The sequence below is a fragment of the Bacillus sp. TH50 genome, from assembly GCF_016650565.1.
Classification (GTDB): domain Bacteria; phylum Bacillota; class Bacilli; order Bacillales; family Bacillaceae_G; genus Bacillus_A; species Bacillus_A mycoides.
This window is the reverse complement of record NZ_JAEKFM010000007.1, coordinates 1,241,687-1,256,335: the sequence shown is the minus strand read 5'-3', so window position 1 is coordinate 1,256,335 and position 14,649 is coordinate 1,241,687. Positions and strand designations below refer to the sequence as shown.

Sequence of the window (14,649 nt, the reverse complement as noted above, 5' to 3'; positions counted from 1 at the left end):
TAGAAAAAAAGCTTGGCAAATGCCAAACTTTTCCCTACAACATTTTTTCGCTTAAAGTACTTTTCCTTCTACCGGAAGTACTTTCTTCACTGCTTCTATCACTTTTTCATCTTCATTATCTGATAAGAATAATGATATAGCACCTTTATCTTCACTTGTACGAATTAAACGTCCAATTCCTTGGCGAAGACGTAAAATCATATAAGGCACATCTACGTCCCAGAATGGATCATTCACATGTTTACGCTTCGCCTCAAACACAGGATCGTTTGGAGGGAATGGTAATGACCAAATAATAACATGTGATAATGATGAACCTGGAATGTCTAAACCTTCCCATAAATGAACGGCACAAAGTACAGTCTCTTCTTCATTTTGGAAACGAGAAACGAGCTGACTAATTTCTTGATCTCCTTCATATAGGAACGGAACTGACATTTGCTCTTTACTTACATATTCTTTAAACGCTGCAAGTTCTTGCGTTGTACGGAATAATACGAGTGTACGTCCATTTGTTTTTTGTATATTTTCAAGTGTATATTGACACTTTCTTTCCCATTCATTTTCTTTCGTATACGGAAGTAAGTTTACTGTCATTTGCTCTTCATAATCAAACGGCGAAGCAACTGAGAATGATAAGTAATCTTTTACCCCTAGACTATTTGCAGTAAATGCGAACGAATCATTGTCAGATAATGTCGCAGAAGAGAAAATATATGGAATCTTCTTCGAGAATACTTTTTCTTGTAACACTTCTTCAACTGCACGCGGCATAATAACTAACGTGAAAGCACCATCGCCTTCTTCACCCCACGTAATTACATTTTTCTCGTGCATGAAAAGACGAAGTGAATGCTCTAACACATCTAAATGCTCATCAACAATATTTAAATCGTATGTGTTTACTGTATGCATTTCACTTTCAAATACTAATGCATCACCGACTTCACCGATTTTCGCATAAAGTCTTTTCGCTTCTGCAGTTACCTTTTCTGTCACAGTAATTTCTAAACGATCAGAACCTTCAATTTCCTTTTTATTCTCTTGTAGTACCCCAAAGAATTGTTCAGTTTGCCAAATTGTTTCTTCTACTAAATGTGCGAACTCTTCACGAATATCATTTTGTAATAATCTCGTTAAAAGTTGCTCCATCATCGTTTGTTTTAAACGGTACGTTAAAGCTTTTTGAGCTGCATATTCTACAAGATGCCCTTCATCGAATACAACGCAGCTACTTTCTGGTAATAACGGAATTTGTCCTTCACGTTTGCGAGCTTCGTACGTCCAAATATGATCCATATAGAAATCTTGAGAACAAATGATTAAATCTGCCGCTTTACGATAATGCTCGCGCGAAAGAGTTTGACCACAACGATGACGAGAATCACAAGTGAAGCAATCTTGGAAGTAATCCCAGTTTACCTTTGACCATTCCTCGTCATTTAACAGTGGAAATTCTTTTCGATCACCATAGTGAGTAAAGTTCTGCATCGTACCATGATCGAATACGAACTGAGGTAATTCGTAATATACATCTTCAATTACTTCTGGAGCTCGTCCACTCATAACATCTTCTAGTTTACGTAAACATAAATAATTATCCATTGACTTCGCAAGTCTAACATCAACAGATAGCCCTAATGCTTCAGATAACTTAGCAATGTCTCCTTCTTCTTTCACAAGCTGCTCAATTAACGTTTCATCTGCACAAGCGATAATAGCCGGCTTCCCTGTATAACGTGCATAACAAATTGCATATAAAAGATATACAATTGTTTTCCCTGTTCCTACACCTGCTTCTGCAAACATAACTTTCTTCTCTTGGAAAGCGCGCTCTAACTGAAACGCCATAAAAATCTGTTCATCACGCTCTTCAAAGCCTTTTTCCGGAAGAATGTCGTAAAACACATCTCCAATCCACTCATTCAACTTATCATAAAAATTATCTTGTTTTCCTACTTCAAATGGTAACCTATTCTCAGTAAACATCCTTAGCCTCCAACCAAACAGTTTTTCTATAAAAAGATATAGCAACTGCTACTCACATATGTGCAGCCACTTTCCCCTGTTACAATACATAGAAATACACGAAAAAAAATTTCCCTTTCGAAAAAGGAAAATTTTTTTCTATATTAATGACCTTAAATAACGTTTATCAATCGCTGTTTCATGTGAAAGAGCTGACAAATATTCTTCCTGCGCTTTTTGTATTCCATCTACAATTGCACCTTGACTATCCACTTCTTTTCCGAGCTCATCATACGTACGGTGAATAGCTTTTTGAATCATCGATAATTGGAAACTATCCATATCACTTCCTCCTTTACGCATTACATAATAGCCAGTATATGCGTGCTGGAGGAGTTTTATACTATGAATTACGCGGTGGACGCTTTCCGAAGTATTGATAGTAATCTGTACGGATAAATCCGTTAAACAGTTTACGCTTTTTCGATGCATCTTTCCCATAACATTTCTCAAATGCTTCATAACTTGTTAATAAATACATTGACCACGTATCTAATGGGCGGAATACCTCTCCCATTTCTTTATATAATTTTTCAACAAGCGCTCTTTCACTTAAACGTTCTCCGTATGGAGGATTCGTTACAACATAGCCATATTCCTCTTTTGTCGTGAAATCTTTTACTTGCATTTGTTTAAATGATATAAGATCCCCTAATCCAACTTCTTCTGCGTTATCTTGGGCAACTCTTATCATACGGTGATCGATATCTGATCCAATGATTTGCAATGGTTGATTATAATTAGCTAAATCTTCAGCTTCTTGACGAGCTTCGCGCCAATTTTGTTTACCAACCCAGCCCCATTCATCCGATGCAAAGCCTCGGTTAAATCCTGGTGCGATATTTTGTCCAATTAATGCAGCTTCAATTGGAATTGTACCAGATCCACAGAAAGGATCAACGAAAGGACGATCCGCCTTCCAGTTTGTTAACTTAATTAAAGACGCAGCTAATGTTTCTTTTAAAGGCGCTTCACCTTGCTCAAGACGGTATCCACGTTTATGAAGACCTACACCACTCGCATCGATTGTTAACGTCGCAATATCCTTGAGCATTGCAATTTCAATACGGAATAACGGTCCATCTTCTTCAAACCAAGTTGTGCGTCTATACGTTGTTTTTAATTTCTCAACAACAGCCTTTTTAACGATACGTTGGCAGTCTGAAACGCTAAATAATGTTGATTTCAAAGATTTCCCAATAACAGGGAATTCTCCGTTCTCTGGAATATAATCTCCCCAGTTTAACGCTTTTGTTTTTTCAAATAACTCATCGAATGTCGTTGCTTTAAATTCGCCGACTTTAATTTTCACACGGTCTGCAGTACGTAACCATAAATTCGTACGACAAATCGCTTTTTCATCCGCTTCAAACGTTACCTTTCCGTTTTCCACTTCACATTCATAACCAAGATCGCGAACTTCTCGGGCAACTAACGCTTCAATACCCATTGCCGCTGTTGCAATTAAAGTAACTTTTCCCATTTGCATTCACCTCTTATGTATAATCAAACAATAATTAATAACATGTTGTCCTATTAATTATCACATATTACGAAGAATATTCTCACTTACCATTTTAACTCACAACTTATAACTTCATACAAATAAAAAGCCCTCCTCTAACAAAGGAGAGCTGAGTTATTTCATAGTTGGTTCATAACGTTCTGTAAGCCATGTTCTGTTCCTTTGTACTGCAAACGGCCCACGCCTCGTACTCCGGTGGTAATCATCTATCTACAGGTTACGAAAACCTGTCCTTTTCCGTCGTTCATTTCCTTGGAAAAGATTCCCCTACCATTATTTGGGTTTCTCGCTCGTGGGGTTTACCTCGTTCCACTCCTATCATTTCTTCAAGGACTTCGTCACTGTGGCACTTTAAAGGTAGTCAAACCATATCCGAAAGGACTTAGGTTTTTTCCCTGCCGTTAAACCAGCCTTGCAGCCAGAATACCCTAGCTTATGACTTGGCTAGGCACGAACACTACAGCCATCTCAGGCCGTGCGAGCATGGACTTTCCTCTACAACGTTGGCGTTGCAGCGATTACCCAAACGTTATGACAAACATTAGTATAGTGGAAACAAAAAGATTTTGCAATGTTTTTTTCTATGTAAAATGCTTTAACCTTTTTGTTACCTTAATTTATTCGTATAACTTACTTCCAAATACAGCTTTTTCTAAATTAGATAGACGTTTTAAAATATCCGTATTCGTATTGTTATACACTGGTTGTGCAACTGGTGTTTGTACCGGTTGTTGCGGAACTTGTGTTGCCGCTACTTTTTGTTCTTCTAATTCACGTTTCAAACGAGCATTTTGTTGTTTTAATTGATCAAATTCCTTATGAAAAGCTTCATAATCTTTAATAATCATATCAAGAAACTTATCTACTTCTTCTTGTTGATAACCTCTCATACCTGTTTTAAATTCTTTTTCTAAAATATCTTTCGCTGTTAATTTAATTTTATCCGAAATCATTTTCTTCACCTCAAATTTTTGCCAAAGCTTTCATTAACTAAATTTTTTCAGAAACAACGCCTTTTGTCAATCAAATATACGAGTACTATATTACATATTACTCTGCATTATTCCACTGTTCCTCTTCCATTATATCTTGTAAATCAGAAAAAAGAATGAAATAACTGTGATAATTTTCTATTTCTCCTTTTTTCTTAGCTGCTTCTACAATATATTTAGGGCTCCCAGACTTTTCTTCATCATATACAGCTAAAAGTGCATCGCTTTTTTCAATAAAAAATTGATTCTTTAATTTAAATTGCTCTGGGCTTTCGTACTTCCGTTTCGTAATACTATCAATATGATCTGCTTGTGAAAGAATAAATTCGTAATATTCACGGTTATCTTCCTTCCAATTTTCCTCTTGTTCTAAAAAAGGAGTAAATACAGCTAATTTTAAATTTGGATATTCTACTTGAATTTCAAAAACAACTTCAGCAGCCCATAGCTCTACTCCTAACTGACCACTTATAATAACCCACTCCAAACCTTCTTCTACAAAAACAGTTAATTTACGACGCAGCGCCTTTTTTATACACTCTACTCCTGGGTGATCATTTTTAAATATTCCAAGTTCAAACGGCTTATATCCTGTTACAGCAACAACCTTCATATCAACACTCCAATTACAAAAAAAGAACTAGCATTTCGCTAGTTCTAACATATCATTTACTTTTTAAACATTCCACCAACGTTTGGTCCGATATTTGGTCCAAATGGTGATACATTCGGTCCTGGTCCAAATGGTGACACGTTCGGTCCTGGTCCAAATGGTGACACATTCGGTCCTGGTCCAAATGGTGATACTTGATGCCCATGGTGATGATGACCATGACCACATGGTCCACATCCGCCGCCAAATCCACCAACAGATCCTGGATCACCAGGGTCTACAACATTTACGTTCGAGTTTGTTTGTGGGAAGAAGTTTTGATTTTTAATTTGTTGATGATGTACATGTGTTGTATGCGTTGGGAAAATGTGTGGCACCACCGTTGTTGAAAAAGAATGTGTTACGCATTGTTTCGTTGGATGAATGACAGGAGCTGTCGTACAAATAGGTCCTACAGGCTTATGCCCTCCAAAGCAAGGATGACAATGATGCATAGTTTTTCTCTCCTCTCTCATTAAAAAAATCTGACTACACTTTACAATATGAGTGAGGGGCTAAAGCCGCTTGTTATATATACCCATTTATTTCATGGAAATTTGTCTAGTATCCAATTTCATACGTAATACCTATTATAGACAACCCCCTACTATTATTTACCAAAAAAGCCCCCGACTTGCTTAACAATCCCTGTTACTTGATTCATCGCGTTCATCATTTGTCCAGCCGTGTTCATCATTTTATTTACATCGTAGTTACCATCTGATGATTTAAATTGTGAAACAAAACTAGAAAACTGACTTGGTTGCTGTTGCTGTTGCTTTTGTTTATTCATCGTTGGATATGGTTGTTTTGGTGGATAAAACATAGCTTGTTGATTTACATATTGAGCTGGCGACATGTAGTTTTGTGAATTCATATACGCTTGCTGTGGTTGATTCGTATACATTTGCTGCGGCTGATTCATATGCGGTTGTTGTGACTGATCCATGTGCGGTTGTTGCGGTTGATTCATATACGCTTGTTGCGACTGATTCATGTGCGGTTGTTGCGGTTGATTCATATGCGCTTGCTGTGGTTGATTCGTATATGCTTGTTGCGGCTGATTCATATGCGCTTGCTGCGGTTGATTCCCAAACGACACTTCAAATGGTTGATAATAATTTTGGTTTCCATAATGAGGCTCGAAAGGATACATATTATATCGTAAATATGTATCCTCATTATATTGATACATATTTTGCTGTGCATATGGATTTGTTTGCTGATATACATTAGGTTGTTGAAACATGCATTCTCTCCTCCTTGACATAAGTTTCTACATATAGAATATGTACCTATAAAATAAAATGTGTGACGGAGTACCTGTCTGTTTTTGTCGGAAGTTTAAATTTTTAAAAAAATTAGAAAGTAAACCCTTCCATGCTATGATAATAAGGAAGAAGATTCTCATGGGGAGGAATCAACATGGTATTAGGGGATTTAAAACAAGCGTTTTCTCAAAAAAAGGGGTATTACACAGAAAATTCGAATGAACTGTTAGACTTTGCAAGACATTGTTATCTTGAAGGAAAAGTATGCATATCAGATTACCGAACATTAATACGAGAGTTAGAAATAAACGGTGCAACAAAACCTACAACAGTGACAGAGGCATAAAGTGAAACTTTAATCAGTGGGGGTTTTGTTCATCCCCCACTGATTATTAGCCTTCACCAATCGGGCTTTTACGGGCAGTTGATCTCCCACCTAACTTCATTGTTTCAGCCGAGTTTTGAGGTGGGAGTCTTACTGCCCGTTAACGCGGGATAAAAAAACAAGAGGGTTTTCCCTCTTGTTATTTACATTGATCTACGATATTTTGCAAAGTATACGAAATAGCTTGATGAGTTTCAAAGAAACGTTTGCCTTTTCCCTTATTAACAAAACATTGTAGCACATTAGTTTGTAAATTATCATACACTTGATCAATTTGTTGTACATGTATATACTTAGGTCGTTCTTCCTTTATCCACCTATAAGCTAATTCTTTCCACATCTCTAACTCCGCATCTACAATATCAACAAATGGCTTCATATCCTTATAAAAATCATATTCAGCCATCTCTCTTTTTTTCACATTCGCTTCATCATTATACTGCATTAACTTCTCCGAAGACTGGATTAATGCTTCATGTCCCATTTTGTTCCCACCTTATTATGCACTCACTACGACGTTTTGAAATGTCTTTACCCAGCTCCCTTTTTCTTCGTGATGCACTAATTTATTTTCCATATGTTCTATATGCATTTCTGTTATTTCTATCTTATTGCGTATTTTTTCACCTTTATCCTTCAATGCATGATTCATTCTAATCCCAATCTTCATTTCCAGCAAATCGAGAGAACTTAACATTTGATCCATTTTTTTCATAACATCTTCCTTCTGAACCATCGCCATATTTAAAACGCCCCCTTCTTTGCCTTTCCTTTGTCATGTAATTTCGCCGATTGATTAATTACTCCTTCTCACATGACAAAACTAGTTGATATTCGTCAAAGAAATCATTTAGTATGCCATTATTAGAAATGGTAACAATACAAAAAGGAGGTGTATTACGATGGCAAAAAATAAAAACGAAAAAAAGAAAAAGCAAAACAAACAACAAAACAAACCTGAGACTGGTAATCCAAAGCTTGATGGTCCAAATTTCCCCGCTACATAAAGTGAAACTTTAATCAGTCGGGTTTTGTTCATCCCCCACTGATTATTAGCCCGCACCAATCGGGTGTTTACGGACAGCAGGGCTTCCACCTACCTTCTTTGCTCCAGCCAAATTTTGAGGTGGGAGTTTTACTGTCCGCAAATAGCGGGATAAAATGACACTTTAACCAAAGTGGCTTTTACAAACAACTATTTTCTAGTCTACCTTACCTCTTCGCTTTCGATAAGTGTTGAAGTTAAAGTCGTACTGCCGGCAAATAGCCGATTAGAAAGTAACTTGTTGTAGAGCATATTACTTTTAATAAAGAAGTCCCGCCCTCATTTAAGAAGGCGGGACTTCTTTATTATATCATGAACTCATCTATTCTTTTAACAAAACTACTTAATATAGAAAGAGTATGTATTTGCTCCCTCTTCTTTCTATACCATTCTGTTATATTAATTTCCCCCTTAGGTTTTTCAAGTAAAAATAATGAATCTATTTCCAACCCTTCACTAAACCAATCTTTTTCAATTAATTTTTCATGAGTGACAATAGAATACACATCCCGAAGAGCCGGCGTACGTGATTTTCTAATGCCCCTTATATTACATTCATAATCCATTCTTGACCCTGTATGCCTAGTTTGCACTGCAAATTTATAAAAAGAAGACTTATACTTTGAATGAAATAATAACCAAGCTAATTGCTTCCCCAGTTCTATACGTTTTTGCAACGTTTCAAATTGATAAACTGAAAATCCATACATTCCCCCTTCCACCGTTGGAAAAATAACTGCACTAACATGAAATATTTCTTGAAATTTGAACAGTGCAGTATCAAATACATATTTTTGAAAGTATGCATTCTCAATTACTGGTTTTTGAATTTTATTTTGTTCATTAATAATAAGTGCCGTCATAAGCCTATTTATATCTTTTTTCTCCCAAAACGCGCCCCATTCTTTTTCCATAAAAATTGATATGTTGAAAAATTGTAACAAATGGAAGAGCGGCGCACATCTCTTTTTACTTTCCTCATACAATAATAGTTGAGGAAATGCATCTAAGAAAATGAGCCAATTAGCTTTCTCATACAAAAGAAATAATCGTCTCTTAACTGTTTGAGATAAAAGATTAGAATAATATTCTCCTTCTAAATCTGTCATGTTCCATCCCCCATTCCTTGAAACCATACTCGCTAAAAAAGACCATCTAATTTCTCTATTTCTCAAATAATATTCTTGGTAAGTTTGTGTACGTGAAATATTATCTACGTTAGCTACATCCGTTCTCTTCTTAATATTAAGAACTATAACTTTTTCCTCTTCTGTACAAAAAATATCATTACGGTTCTGTTTAATTTTTTCATAATCATTCCATCGAAACATGAGTAAGTCACCATACCTTTCTTGAAAAAGGTCACATCTTTTTTCATTTTTTGATATAATCACCTTTGTAAGTAATTCTTATCAAGTTGGGAGTGGACAAAACATGACCATTCGTTACCCAAATGGAAAAAGGTACGATCAAGCTTCACAACCTCATAAAACACCAATAAAAAAACATACTTACAGTAATAGAGGTATGTCCCTTGAAGAGGAATTGAATGAAACCAATCAATATTACTTAACCCATAATATTGCATGCGTACATAAAAAACCTACACCTCTTCAAATTGTAAAAGTAGATTACCCCGCTCGAAGTGCTGCAGTGGTAAAAGAAGCGTATTTCAAACAACCTTCTACAACAGATTACAACGGTGTATACAAAGGGAAATACATCGATTTTGAAGCGAAAGAAACTAAAAATAAAACCAGTTTTCCACTTCAAAACTTCCACCTTCATCAAATTGAACATATGAAGCAAGTAGTCGCTCATAATGGAATTGCATTTGTTATTATTAAATTTACACTTTTTGATGAATTTTATTTATTAGATGCAAAACATATTATTGCATTTTGGAATCGTCAAAATACTGGTGGACGTAAATCGATTACAAAACAAGAAATAGAAGAGCATGGGTCTTTATTATCATGCGGTTATCACCCTCGAATTGATTATATCCGCGTACTAGACACGGTTTATTTTTCGTGATAGAGTCATCACTAAGGCTCTTTTTTCGACTTTTGGGGGAGAGAATGAAAGGTAGGAGAAAGTATAATGTCAGATAATTATCGTTCTCGTACAGAACGAAATCATGTGAAAAATCAAACGAAAGAAACAAATAATAAAGAAGAAAAACCAAAGAAAAAAGGTTCCTTTTTCAAGAGATTTCTTATAGGTTGTCTACTTCTTGGTATCGTCGGTCTCGTAGCTGGCGTTTCGGCCTTCTTTGTTATGGTAAAGGACGCTCCAAAACTAGACAAATCAAAGCTAGTCAATCCTTTATCAACAAAATTCCTTGATAAAAACGGGAATTTCTTCTATGAATACGGTGCTGAAAAACGAACCCATGTTACATACGATCAAATTCCAAAAGTAATTGAAAGTGCATTCCTTGCGACTGAGGATGCTCGTTTCTACGATCATAATGGAATTGATTTTAGACGTACTGGAATGGCAGTCATGGAAAATGTCACTGGTGGTTTTGGATCACAAGGCGGTAGTACGATTACACAGCAAGTAGTTAAAAACTATTTTCTAACGATGGACAAAACTGCAAAAAGAAAAGTGCAGGAATGGTACCTATCTTATAAGTTAGAGCAACAGTACTCAAAACATGAAATTTTAGAAATGTACTTAAATAAGATTAACTTAGGTAATCGCTCTTATGGTATTTCCACAGCTGCCAAAAAATATTACGGCAAAGATTTAAAAGACATACAACTACACGAAGCTGCAATGCTCGCTGGTTTACCCCAAGGTCCTAACATTTATGATCCAACAAAACCAGATAACGTCGATAGAGCAACGAAACGTCGTAATATCGTATTAACATTAATGAATCGACACGGGTATATAACGAAACAAGAAATGAATGATGCGATGCAAATCCCTGTAATACAAGGACTTCTTCCATCTTCAGAAGTGACTGAAATGAAGTATCAAGCATTTATAGATGCTGTTGTAAAGGAAGTTGAAAAAGAATACCCTGATGTAAATATCGGTTCAGATGGTTTAACGATTCATACAACACTTGATCAAGATGCTCAAGATTACGCTGAGAAAATTATGGATGGCAATCTCATTAAGTATCCAAACGATCAGTTCCAAGGATCATTTGTATTTATGGATACACAGTCTGGAGAAGTTCGAGCAATTGGTGCTGGGCGTAAAGAAAGTAAGTCTACTTTCAAAGGTCATAATATGGCAGTTGATTTAAAACGCCAAGTTGGTTCAACAATGAAACCAATTTTCGACTATGGTCCAGCAATTGAGAATCTTCAATGGTCTACTTATCATCAATTAAATGACTCTGAATATACTTACTCTAATGGCACAAAGATTAAAAATGCTACAGGTAATTTTAAAGGTGACGTTTCACTTCGTGAAGCATTGAAGAAGTCATTAAACATCCCGGCTTTAAAAACAGCTCAAGCAGTCGGTATTCCTAAGTCACAAGAGTTTGCTGAAGGTTTAGGAATGACGTTTAAAGATGGGAAAGCATATGAATCTACTGCAATCGGTAGTAATGAAGGCTCTCCGTTAGATGTCGCTGGAGCTTATGCAGCATTTGGAAATGACGGTGTATACAATAAACCTCATTTCGTTAAAGAAGTTATTTTCCCAGATGGAAAAAAGAAAAGCTTTAAACCGAAAGAACAGCGTGCAATGCACGACTATACAGCTTACATGGTTACTGACGTTCTTCGTGACGTAGTAAAACCTGGTTCTGGCGGTACAGGGCCAACAGCATATGTTTCTGGATTCGACGTTGCTGGTAAAACAGGAACACAAAACTTTGATAAATCTGTTATTAAAAAATACGGTATTCCAGCAGATGCCAACAGAGATAGTTGGTTCGCAGGATATACACCACAATATACAATGGCTGTATGGACTGGTTATGAAAAAGATAGCCCAGAAAATTACATTAGCGATCGTTATACTAAAATTGCACAACAAATGTTCCAAGTAATGATGAGCAAATTCGCTACGGATAAATCTCGTTTCGAGCGCCCTTCTTCTGTACAAGAATTAAATGGAGAACTGTACATTAAAGGTGCGAAAAAAGATGCAGTTAAAGAAATTAAAGTAGATCCACCTAGTGGCCTTAATGTCGCTTTCGATGGCGCTAGCACAGTGACACTGAACTGGTCTGGACCATCATCAAATGTTGATGCATACGCAGCAAGCTATAAAGCTACTGACGGTTCTAGTGGTAGCTTATCAGTAAGCGGTACGACAGCTACTCTTGGTGGTATTAAACCAGGTGTTACTTACAGTTTCTCTGTAGTAGCGAAAAAGGGTACTGGAACAAGCCCTGCAGTTGGTGCATCCTTCACTGCCCCTGGCGGAACTCCAGATGCGAAAAAAGCTGACGAAGAAGCTAAGAAAAAAGCTGACGAAGAAGCCCTGAAAAAGACCAATGAAGATAAACTAAAACAAGAAGAAGCTAAGAAAAAAGCTGATGAAGATCAGCGTAAACAGCAAGAACAACAGCAACAACAAGAACAACAACGTAAACAACAAGAACAACAGCAGCAACAAGAACAACAACGTAAACAGCAAGAAGAAGCTCAAAAGAAAGCCGCTGACGAAGAGGCTAAGAAGAAAGCTGACGAAGAAGCTAAGAGAAAAGCCGACGAAGAAGCTAAAAGAAAAGCTGACGAAGAAGCTAGAAAAAAAGCTGAAGAGCAACAACAGCAACAAAATACCGGAGGAGATATACCTCACGCGGACGGAAATGTTGTTACAACAGAGTCTTAATAAACAAAAAAAGAAGTCGGTTTCTCTTAATGAGAAATCGACTTCTTTTTTGTTATCATTTTCTTTACATATAGCTTTTCTATTTCGATATACAACTGTACTAATTGAATATACGAATGGTAATTACTCGGTTTCTTTATAATAAATGAATATCGCTCCATAAAATTAACAGGTTGTACTTCCAATTTATTCGTATTTACTTGCATCTCATTCAAACTATGAACAGGCTGCTCATTTAACCAATATATAACCGATAGAAAGTGCGCTGCAAAAAGAATCATCGGACCCTCAGCTTCTTGTTTTTTTCTGTTCCGAAATAGTATAGCAATTTCTTCATGCTTGCTTTTCCATATATTTAACACCGCTGGAATACTTGTTTCAATTTCATTCCATGGCTCATATTTTCTTTCAATATCAAATATAAAGTAAGTATTTTGTATTATCTCTTCAAAAGATTGGTCTGTGTGATACGTAATCGAATTTGCACTCTCTTTAAAAAATGGTACGCACCGAAACTCTTTCGGTATTTCTATAACTCGCTCCATCCTTTATTTCCCCTTCATTCGTTTCTTTCCTTCGCGACATATTTCTAGTAATCGACACTCTTCACATTGTGGTCGCTGCGCCTTACAGTAATAACGTCCGAAGAAAATCATACGGTGGTGTGTAACTCCCCACTCATCCATTGGAATCTTCTTCATCAATGTCTTTTCCACTTCTAACACAGAATCTTTCCATCTACAAATTGCTAACCGCTTACTCACTCTCTCTACATGCGTATCAACAGCAATCGCTGGAATCCCAAATGCTACCGAAACAACTACATTCGCTGTCTTTCTCCCTACTCCTGGTAATTTCGTCAACTCATCACGGTCTTCTGGAATTTTCCCATTATAATCTTCTAGTAACATCCGGCACAATTTTTGAATATTTTTCGCCTTATTTCTAAACAATCCAATGGAACGTATATCTTGTTGTAATTCTTCTAAAGACACACTTAAATAATCTTCTGGTGTTTTATATTTTTGAAATAAGTTTTTCGTCACTTTATTCACAAGTACATCTGTGCATTGTGCAGATAATGCCACTGCGATTACAAGTTCAAATGGATTATCATGAATTAATTCACAATGCGCTTCTGGATACATATCCGCCATTGTATCTAAACAATAACGAATTTGCGTTTTGTTCAACATATCTTTCCTCCTACACTACTGCTCCAACCAATTATAAAAAGGCACTTTTCCAGTAAATTTCGTCTCTTGTTTTGTCGTTTGTTGTGTGCGTTGTTGATTCGCTCTAAATTTCTGGCCTTGATTTTGCGCTTGATCTACCGTTTTAATTCCGTTCTTTTTCCACTCAAACAAAATACGATCAATATACCGGAAATTAAGTTTACCACTCATAACAGCTTCACGAAGAGCCGCTTGAATTAAATTCGGATGGTGTTGATCTTGATCTTCCCACATCCCTAATGTTTCACATTCAAATGGCGAAAGCGGTCTTCCGAATTCTTTTTCAAATACTGTATATAAATTTACTTGAATTTGTTTTTGTTCTTTTTGCTCTTCCTCTATAGATTCATTCATTAAAAAGTGCAATATTTTTTCCCACAGTGGTTGTAAAGAATAACTTTCACACATCATCGCTTCAGATCTTCGTCCACCTTCTAGTGCTAAAAAACCTTTTTGGATTAAAGTCTGAATCACTTCCATGCATTTCATTTCTGTTATCGTCATCCGTTCTGAAATCTCTGAAGGAGTCGGGAACGAATTACCTGATTCTAAAAATGTGTGTACATGAAGTACTACCATAAATTCCGTCTCATTTAAACCTAGCTTTTTATAATGCATCATAAGCAATTTAGGAATCGCTATGCTTCCCTGTTCAAACCATTGTAACATCATTTTCTTTTTCATCACCAAACACCTCGTTCTCT

17 protein-coding genes and 1 other RNA gene are annotated in these 14,649 nt (G+C 36.4%); 4 read left to right on the top strand and 14 right to left on the bottom strand.

What is annotated here, in order from left to right; translation table 11 throughout:
* Window positions 1-51: 51 nt before the first annotated feature.
* The 8 genes from JFU23_RS23605 to JFU23_RS23570 form a co-directional block, all read right to left on the bottom strand.
* Window positions 52-1,989, bottom strand: coding sequence for an ATP-dependent DNA helicase (locus JFU23_RS23605; protein ID WP_002011942.1), 1,938 nt, complete (start codon window positions 1,987-1,989; stop codon window positions 52-54).
* 138 nt (window positions 1,990-2,127) lie between these two features.
* Entirely contained in the window at window positions 2,128-2,310 is a 183-nt protein-coding gene (locus JFU23_RS23600) for a DUF3921 domain-containing protein (protein ID WP_002126488.1), read from the bottom strand.
* Window positions 2,311-2,371: 61 nt separating this feature from the next.
* On the bottom strand, window positions 2,372-3,511 hold the full coding sequence (locus JFU23_RS23595; protein WP_002011868.1) for a THUMP domain-containing class I SAM-dependent RNA methyltransferase: 1,140 nt from the start codon (window positions 3,509-3,511) through the stop codon (window positions 2,372-2,374).
* 180 nt (window positions 3,512-3,691) lie between these two features.
* An RNA gene (gene rnpB / locus JFU23_RS23590) (RNase P RNA component class B) lies at window positions 3,692-4,083 on the bottom strand.
* Window positions 4,084-4,170: 87 nt separating this feature from the next.
* Window positions 4,171-4,506 (bottom strand): cell division regulator GpsB, encoded by a 336-nt coding sequence (gene gpsB / locus JFU23_RS23585; protein WP_000622426.1) that lies wholly within the window; start codon window positions 4,504-4,506, stop codon window positions 4,171-4,173.
* A gap of 97 nt (window positions 4,507-4,603) precedes the next feature.
* Window positions 4,604-5,158 carry an SLOG family protein gene (locus JFU23_RS23580; RefSeq protein WP_002030808.1) on the bottom strand — a complete coding sequence of 185 codons (555 nt, stop codon included), beginning with the start codon at window positions 5,156-5,158 and terminating at the stop codon, window positions 4,604-4,606.
* 56 nt (window positions 5,159-5,214) lie between these two features.
* A complete protein-coding gene (locus JFU23_RS23575; RefSeq protein WP_201032809.1) occupies window positions 5,215-5,652 on the bottom strand; it encodes a CotD family spore coat protein in 438 nt (145 codons plus the stop codon).
* Window positions 5,653-5,807: 155 nt separating this feature from the next.
* Entirely contained in the window at window positions 5,808-6,446 is a 639-nt protein-coding gene (locus JFU23_RS23570) for a YppG family protein (protein ID WP_085310119.1), read from the bottom strand.
* Window positions 6,447-6,622: 176 nt separating this feature from the next.
* Here JFU23_RS23570 and JFU23_RS23565 point away from each other — a divergent pair, with 176 nt between their 5' ends.
* Window positions 6,623-6,814 carry a YppF family protein gene (locus JFU23_RS23565; protein WP_002030817.1) on the top strand — a complete coding sequence of 64 codons (192 nt, stop codon included), beginning with the start codon at window positions 6,623-6,625 and terminating at the stop codon, window positions 6,812-6,814.
* A gap of 178 nt (window positions 6,815-6,992) precedes the next feature.
* Here JFU23_RS23565 and JFU23_RS23560 read toward each other — a convergent pair whose 3' ends face one another.
* Together JFU23_RS23560 and JFU23_RS23555 are read right to left on the bottom strand one after the other, a co-directional pair.
* Window positions 6,993-7,337 carry a YppE family protein gene (locus JFU23_RS23560; protein ID WP_002011864.1) on the bottom strand — a complete coding sequence of 115 codons (345 nt, stop codon included), beginning with the start codon at window positions 7,335-7,337 and terminating at the stop codon, window positions 6,993-6,995.
* A gap of 15 nt (window positions 7,338-7,352) precedes the next feature.
* On the bottom strand, window positions 7,353-7,595 hold the full coding sequence (locus JFU23_RS23555; protein WP_002030820.1) for a hypothetical protein: 243 nt from the start codon (window positions 7,593-7,595) through the stop codon (window positions 7,353-7,355).
* A 118-nt stretch (window positions 7,596-7,713) separates the two neighbouring features.
* On the opposite strand from JFU23_RS23555, the gene JFU23_RS31085 reads away from it, so the two are divergent.
* Window positions 7,714-7,860 carry a phage portal protein gene (locus JFU23_RS31085; RefSeq protein ID WP_306302660.1) on the top strand — a complete coding sequence of 49 codons (147 nt, stop codon included), beginning with the start codon at window positions 7,714-7,716 and terminating at the stop codon, window positions 7,858-7,860.
* Between the two features lie 343 nt (window positions 7,861-8,203).
* Here the strand turns inward: JFU23_RS31085 and JFU23_RS23550 are convergent, their stop codons facing one another.
* The gene (locus tag JFU23_RS23550) at window positions 8,204-9,229 is read right to left on the bottom strand and encodes a DUF2515 domain-containing protein (RefSeq protein WP_201032808.1); all 1,026 of its coding nucleotides are present in this window, start codon (window positions 9,227-9,229) and stop codon (window positions 8,204-8,206) included.
* 103 nt (window positions 9,230-9,332) lie between these two features.
* Between JFU23_RS23550 and recU the strand changes: the two genes are divergently transcribed.
* The gene (gene recU, locus JFU23_RS23545) at window positions 9,333-9,935 is read left to right on the top strand and encodes a Holliday junction resolvase RecU (RefSeq protein WP_000155584.1); all 603 of its coding nucleotides are present in this window, start codon (window positions 9,333-9,335) and stop codon (window positions 9,933-9,935) included.
* A 66-nt stretch (window positions 9,936-10,001) separates the two neighbouring features.
* A complete protein-coding gene (locus tag JFU23_RS23540; RefSeq protein WP_201032807.1) occupies window positions 10,002-12,710 on the top strand; it encodes a penicillin-binding protein 1A in 2,709 nt (902 codons plus the stop codon).
* A gap of 26 nt (window positions 12,711-12,736) precedes the next feature.
* Here JFU23_RS23540 and JFU23_RS23535 read toward each other — a convergent pair whose 3' ends face one another.
* The 3 genes from JFU23_RS23535 to dnaD are packed head-to-tail and all read right to left on the bottom strand — an operon-like array spanning window position 12,737 to window position 14,629.
* Window positions 12,737-13,255 carry a YpoC family protein gene (locus JFU23_RS23535; RefSeq protein ID WP_002086586.1) on the bottom strand — a complete coding sequence of 173 codons (519 nt, stop codon included), beginning with the start codon at window positions 13,253-13,255 and terminating at the stop codon, window positions 12,737-12,739.
* 3 nt (window positions 13,256-13,258) lie between these two features.
* Window positions 13,259-13,906: an endonuclease III gene (nth, locus tag JFU23_RS23530; RefSeq protein ID WP_201032806.1), complete on the bottom strand. Its 648-nt coding sequence runs from the start codon at window positions 13,904-13,906 to the stop codon at window positions 13,259-13,261.
* 15 nt (window positions 13,907-13,921) lie between these two features.
* On the bottom strand, window positions 13,922-14,629 hold the full coding sequence (dnaD, locus tag JFU23_RS23525) for a DNA replication protein DnaD (RefSeq protein WP_000728546.1): 708 nt from the start codon (window positions 14,627-14,629) through the stop codon (window positions 13,922-13,924).
* Window positions 14,630-14,649: the final 20 nt, after the last annotated feature.

Excerpts from the sequence above, each read along its gene's own strand:
- dnaD (WP_000728546.1), bottom strand. The coding sequence starts at position 14,629 with ATGAAAAAGAAAATGATGTTACAATGGTTTGAACAGGGAAGCATAGCG.
- JFU23_RS23600 (WP_002126488.1), bottom strand. The coding sequence starts at position 2,310 with ATGGATAGTTTCCAATTATCGATGATTCAAAAAGCTATTCACCGTACG.
- JFU23_RS23565 (WP_002030817.1), top strand. The coding sequence starts at position 6,623 with ATGGTATTAGGGGATTTAAAACAAGCGTTTTCTCAAAAAAAGGGGTAT.
- JFU23_RS23580 (WP_002030808.1), bottom strand. The coding sequence starts at position 5,158 with ATGAAGGTTGTTGCTGTAACAGGATATAAGCCGTTTGAACTTGGAATA.
- JFU23_RS23570 (WP_085310119.1), bottom strand. The coding sequence starts at position 6,446 with ATGTTTCAACAACCTAATGTATATCAGCAAACAAATCCATATGCACAG.
- JFU23_RS23540 (WP_201032807.1), top strand. The coding sequence starts at position 10,002 with ATGTCAGATAATTATCGTTCTCGTACAGAACGAAATCATGTGAAAAAT.
- JFU23_RS23555 (WP_002030820.1), bottom strand. The coding sequence starts at position 7,595 with ATGGCGATGGTTCAGAAGGAAGATGTTATGAAAAAAATGGATCAAATG.
- JFU23_RS23560 (WP_002011864.1), bottom strand. The coding sequence starts at position 7,337 with ATGGGACATGAAGCATTAATCCAGTCTTCGGAGAAGTTAATGCAGTAT.
- JFU23_RS23535 (WP_002086586.1), bottom strand. The coding sequence starts at position 13,255 with ATGGAGCGAGTTATAGAAATACCGAAAGAGTTTCGGTGCGTACCATTT.
- nth (WP_201032806.1), bottom strand. The coding sequence starts at position 13,906 with ATGTTGAACAAAACGCAAATTCGTTATTGTTTAGATACAATGGCGGAT.
- JFU23_RS23550 (WP_201032808.1), bottom strand. The coding sequence starts at position 9,229 with ATGTTTCGATGGAATGATTATGAAAAAATTAAACAGAACCGTAATGAT.
- JFU23_RS23575 (WP_201032809.1), bottom strand. The coding sequence starts at position 5,652 with ATGCATCATTGTCATCCTTGCTTTGGAGGGCATAAGCCTGTAGGACCT.
- JFU23_RS23605 (WP_002011942.1), bottom strand. The coding sequence starts at position 1,989 with ATGTTTACTGAGAATAGGTTACCATTTGAAGTAGGAAAACAAGATAAT.
- recU (WP_000155584.1), top strand. The coding sequence starts at position 9,333 with ATGACCATTCGTTACCCAAATGGAAAAAGGTACGATCAAGCTTCACAA.
- JFU23_RS23595 (WP_002011868.1), bottom strand. The coding sequence starts at position 3,511 with ATGGGAAAAGTTACTTTAATTGCAACAGCGGCAATGGGTATTGAAGCG.
- gpsB (WP_000622426.1), bottom strand. The coding sequence starts at position 4,506 with ATGATTTCGGATAAAATTAAATTAACAGCGAAAGATATTTTAGAAAAA.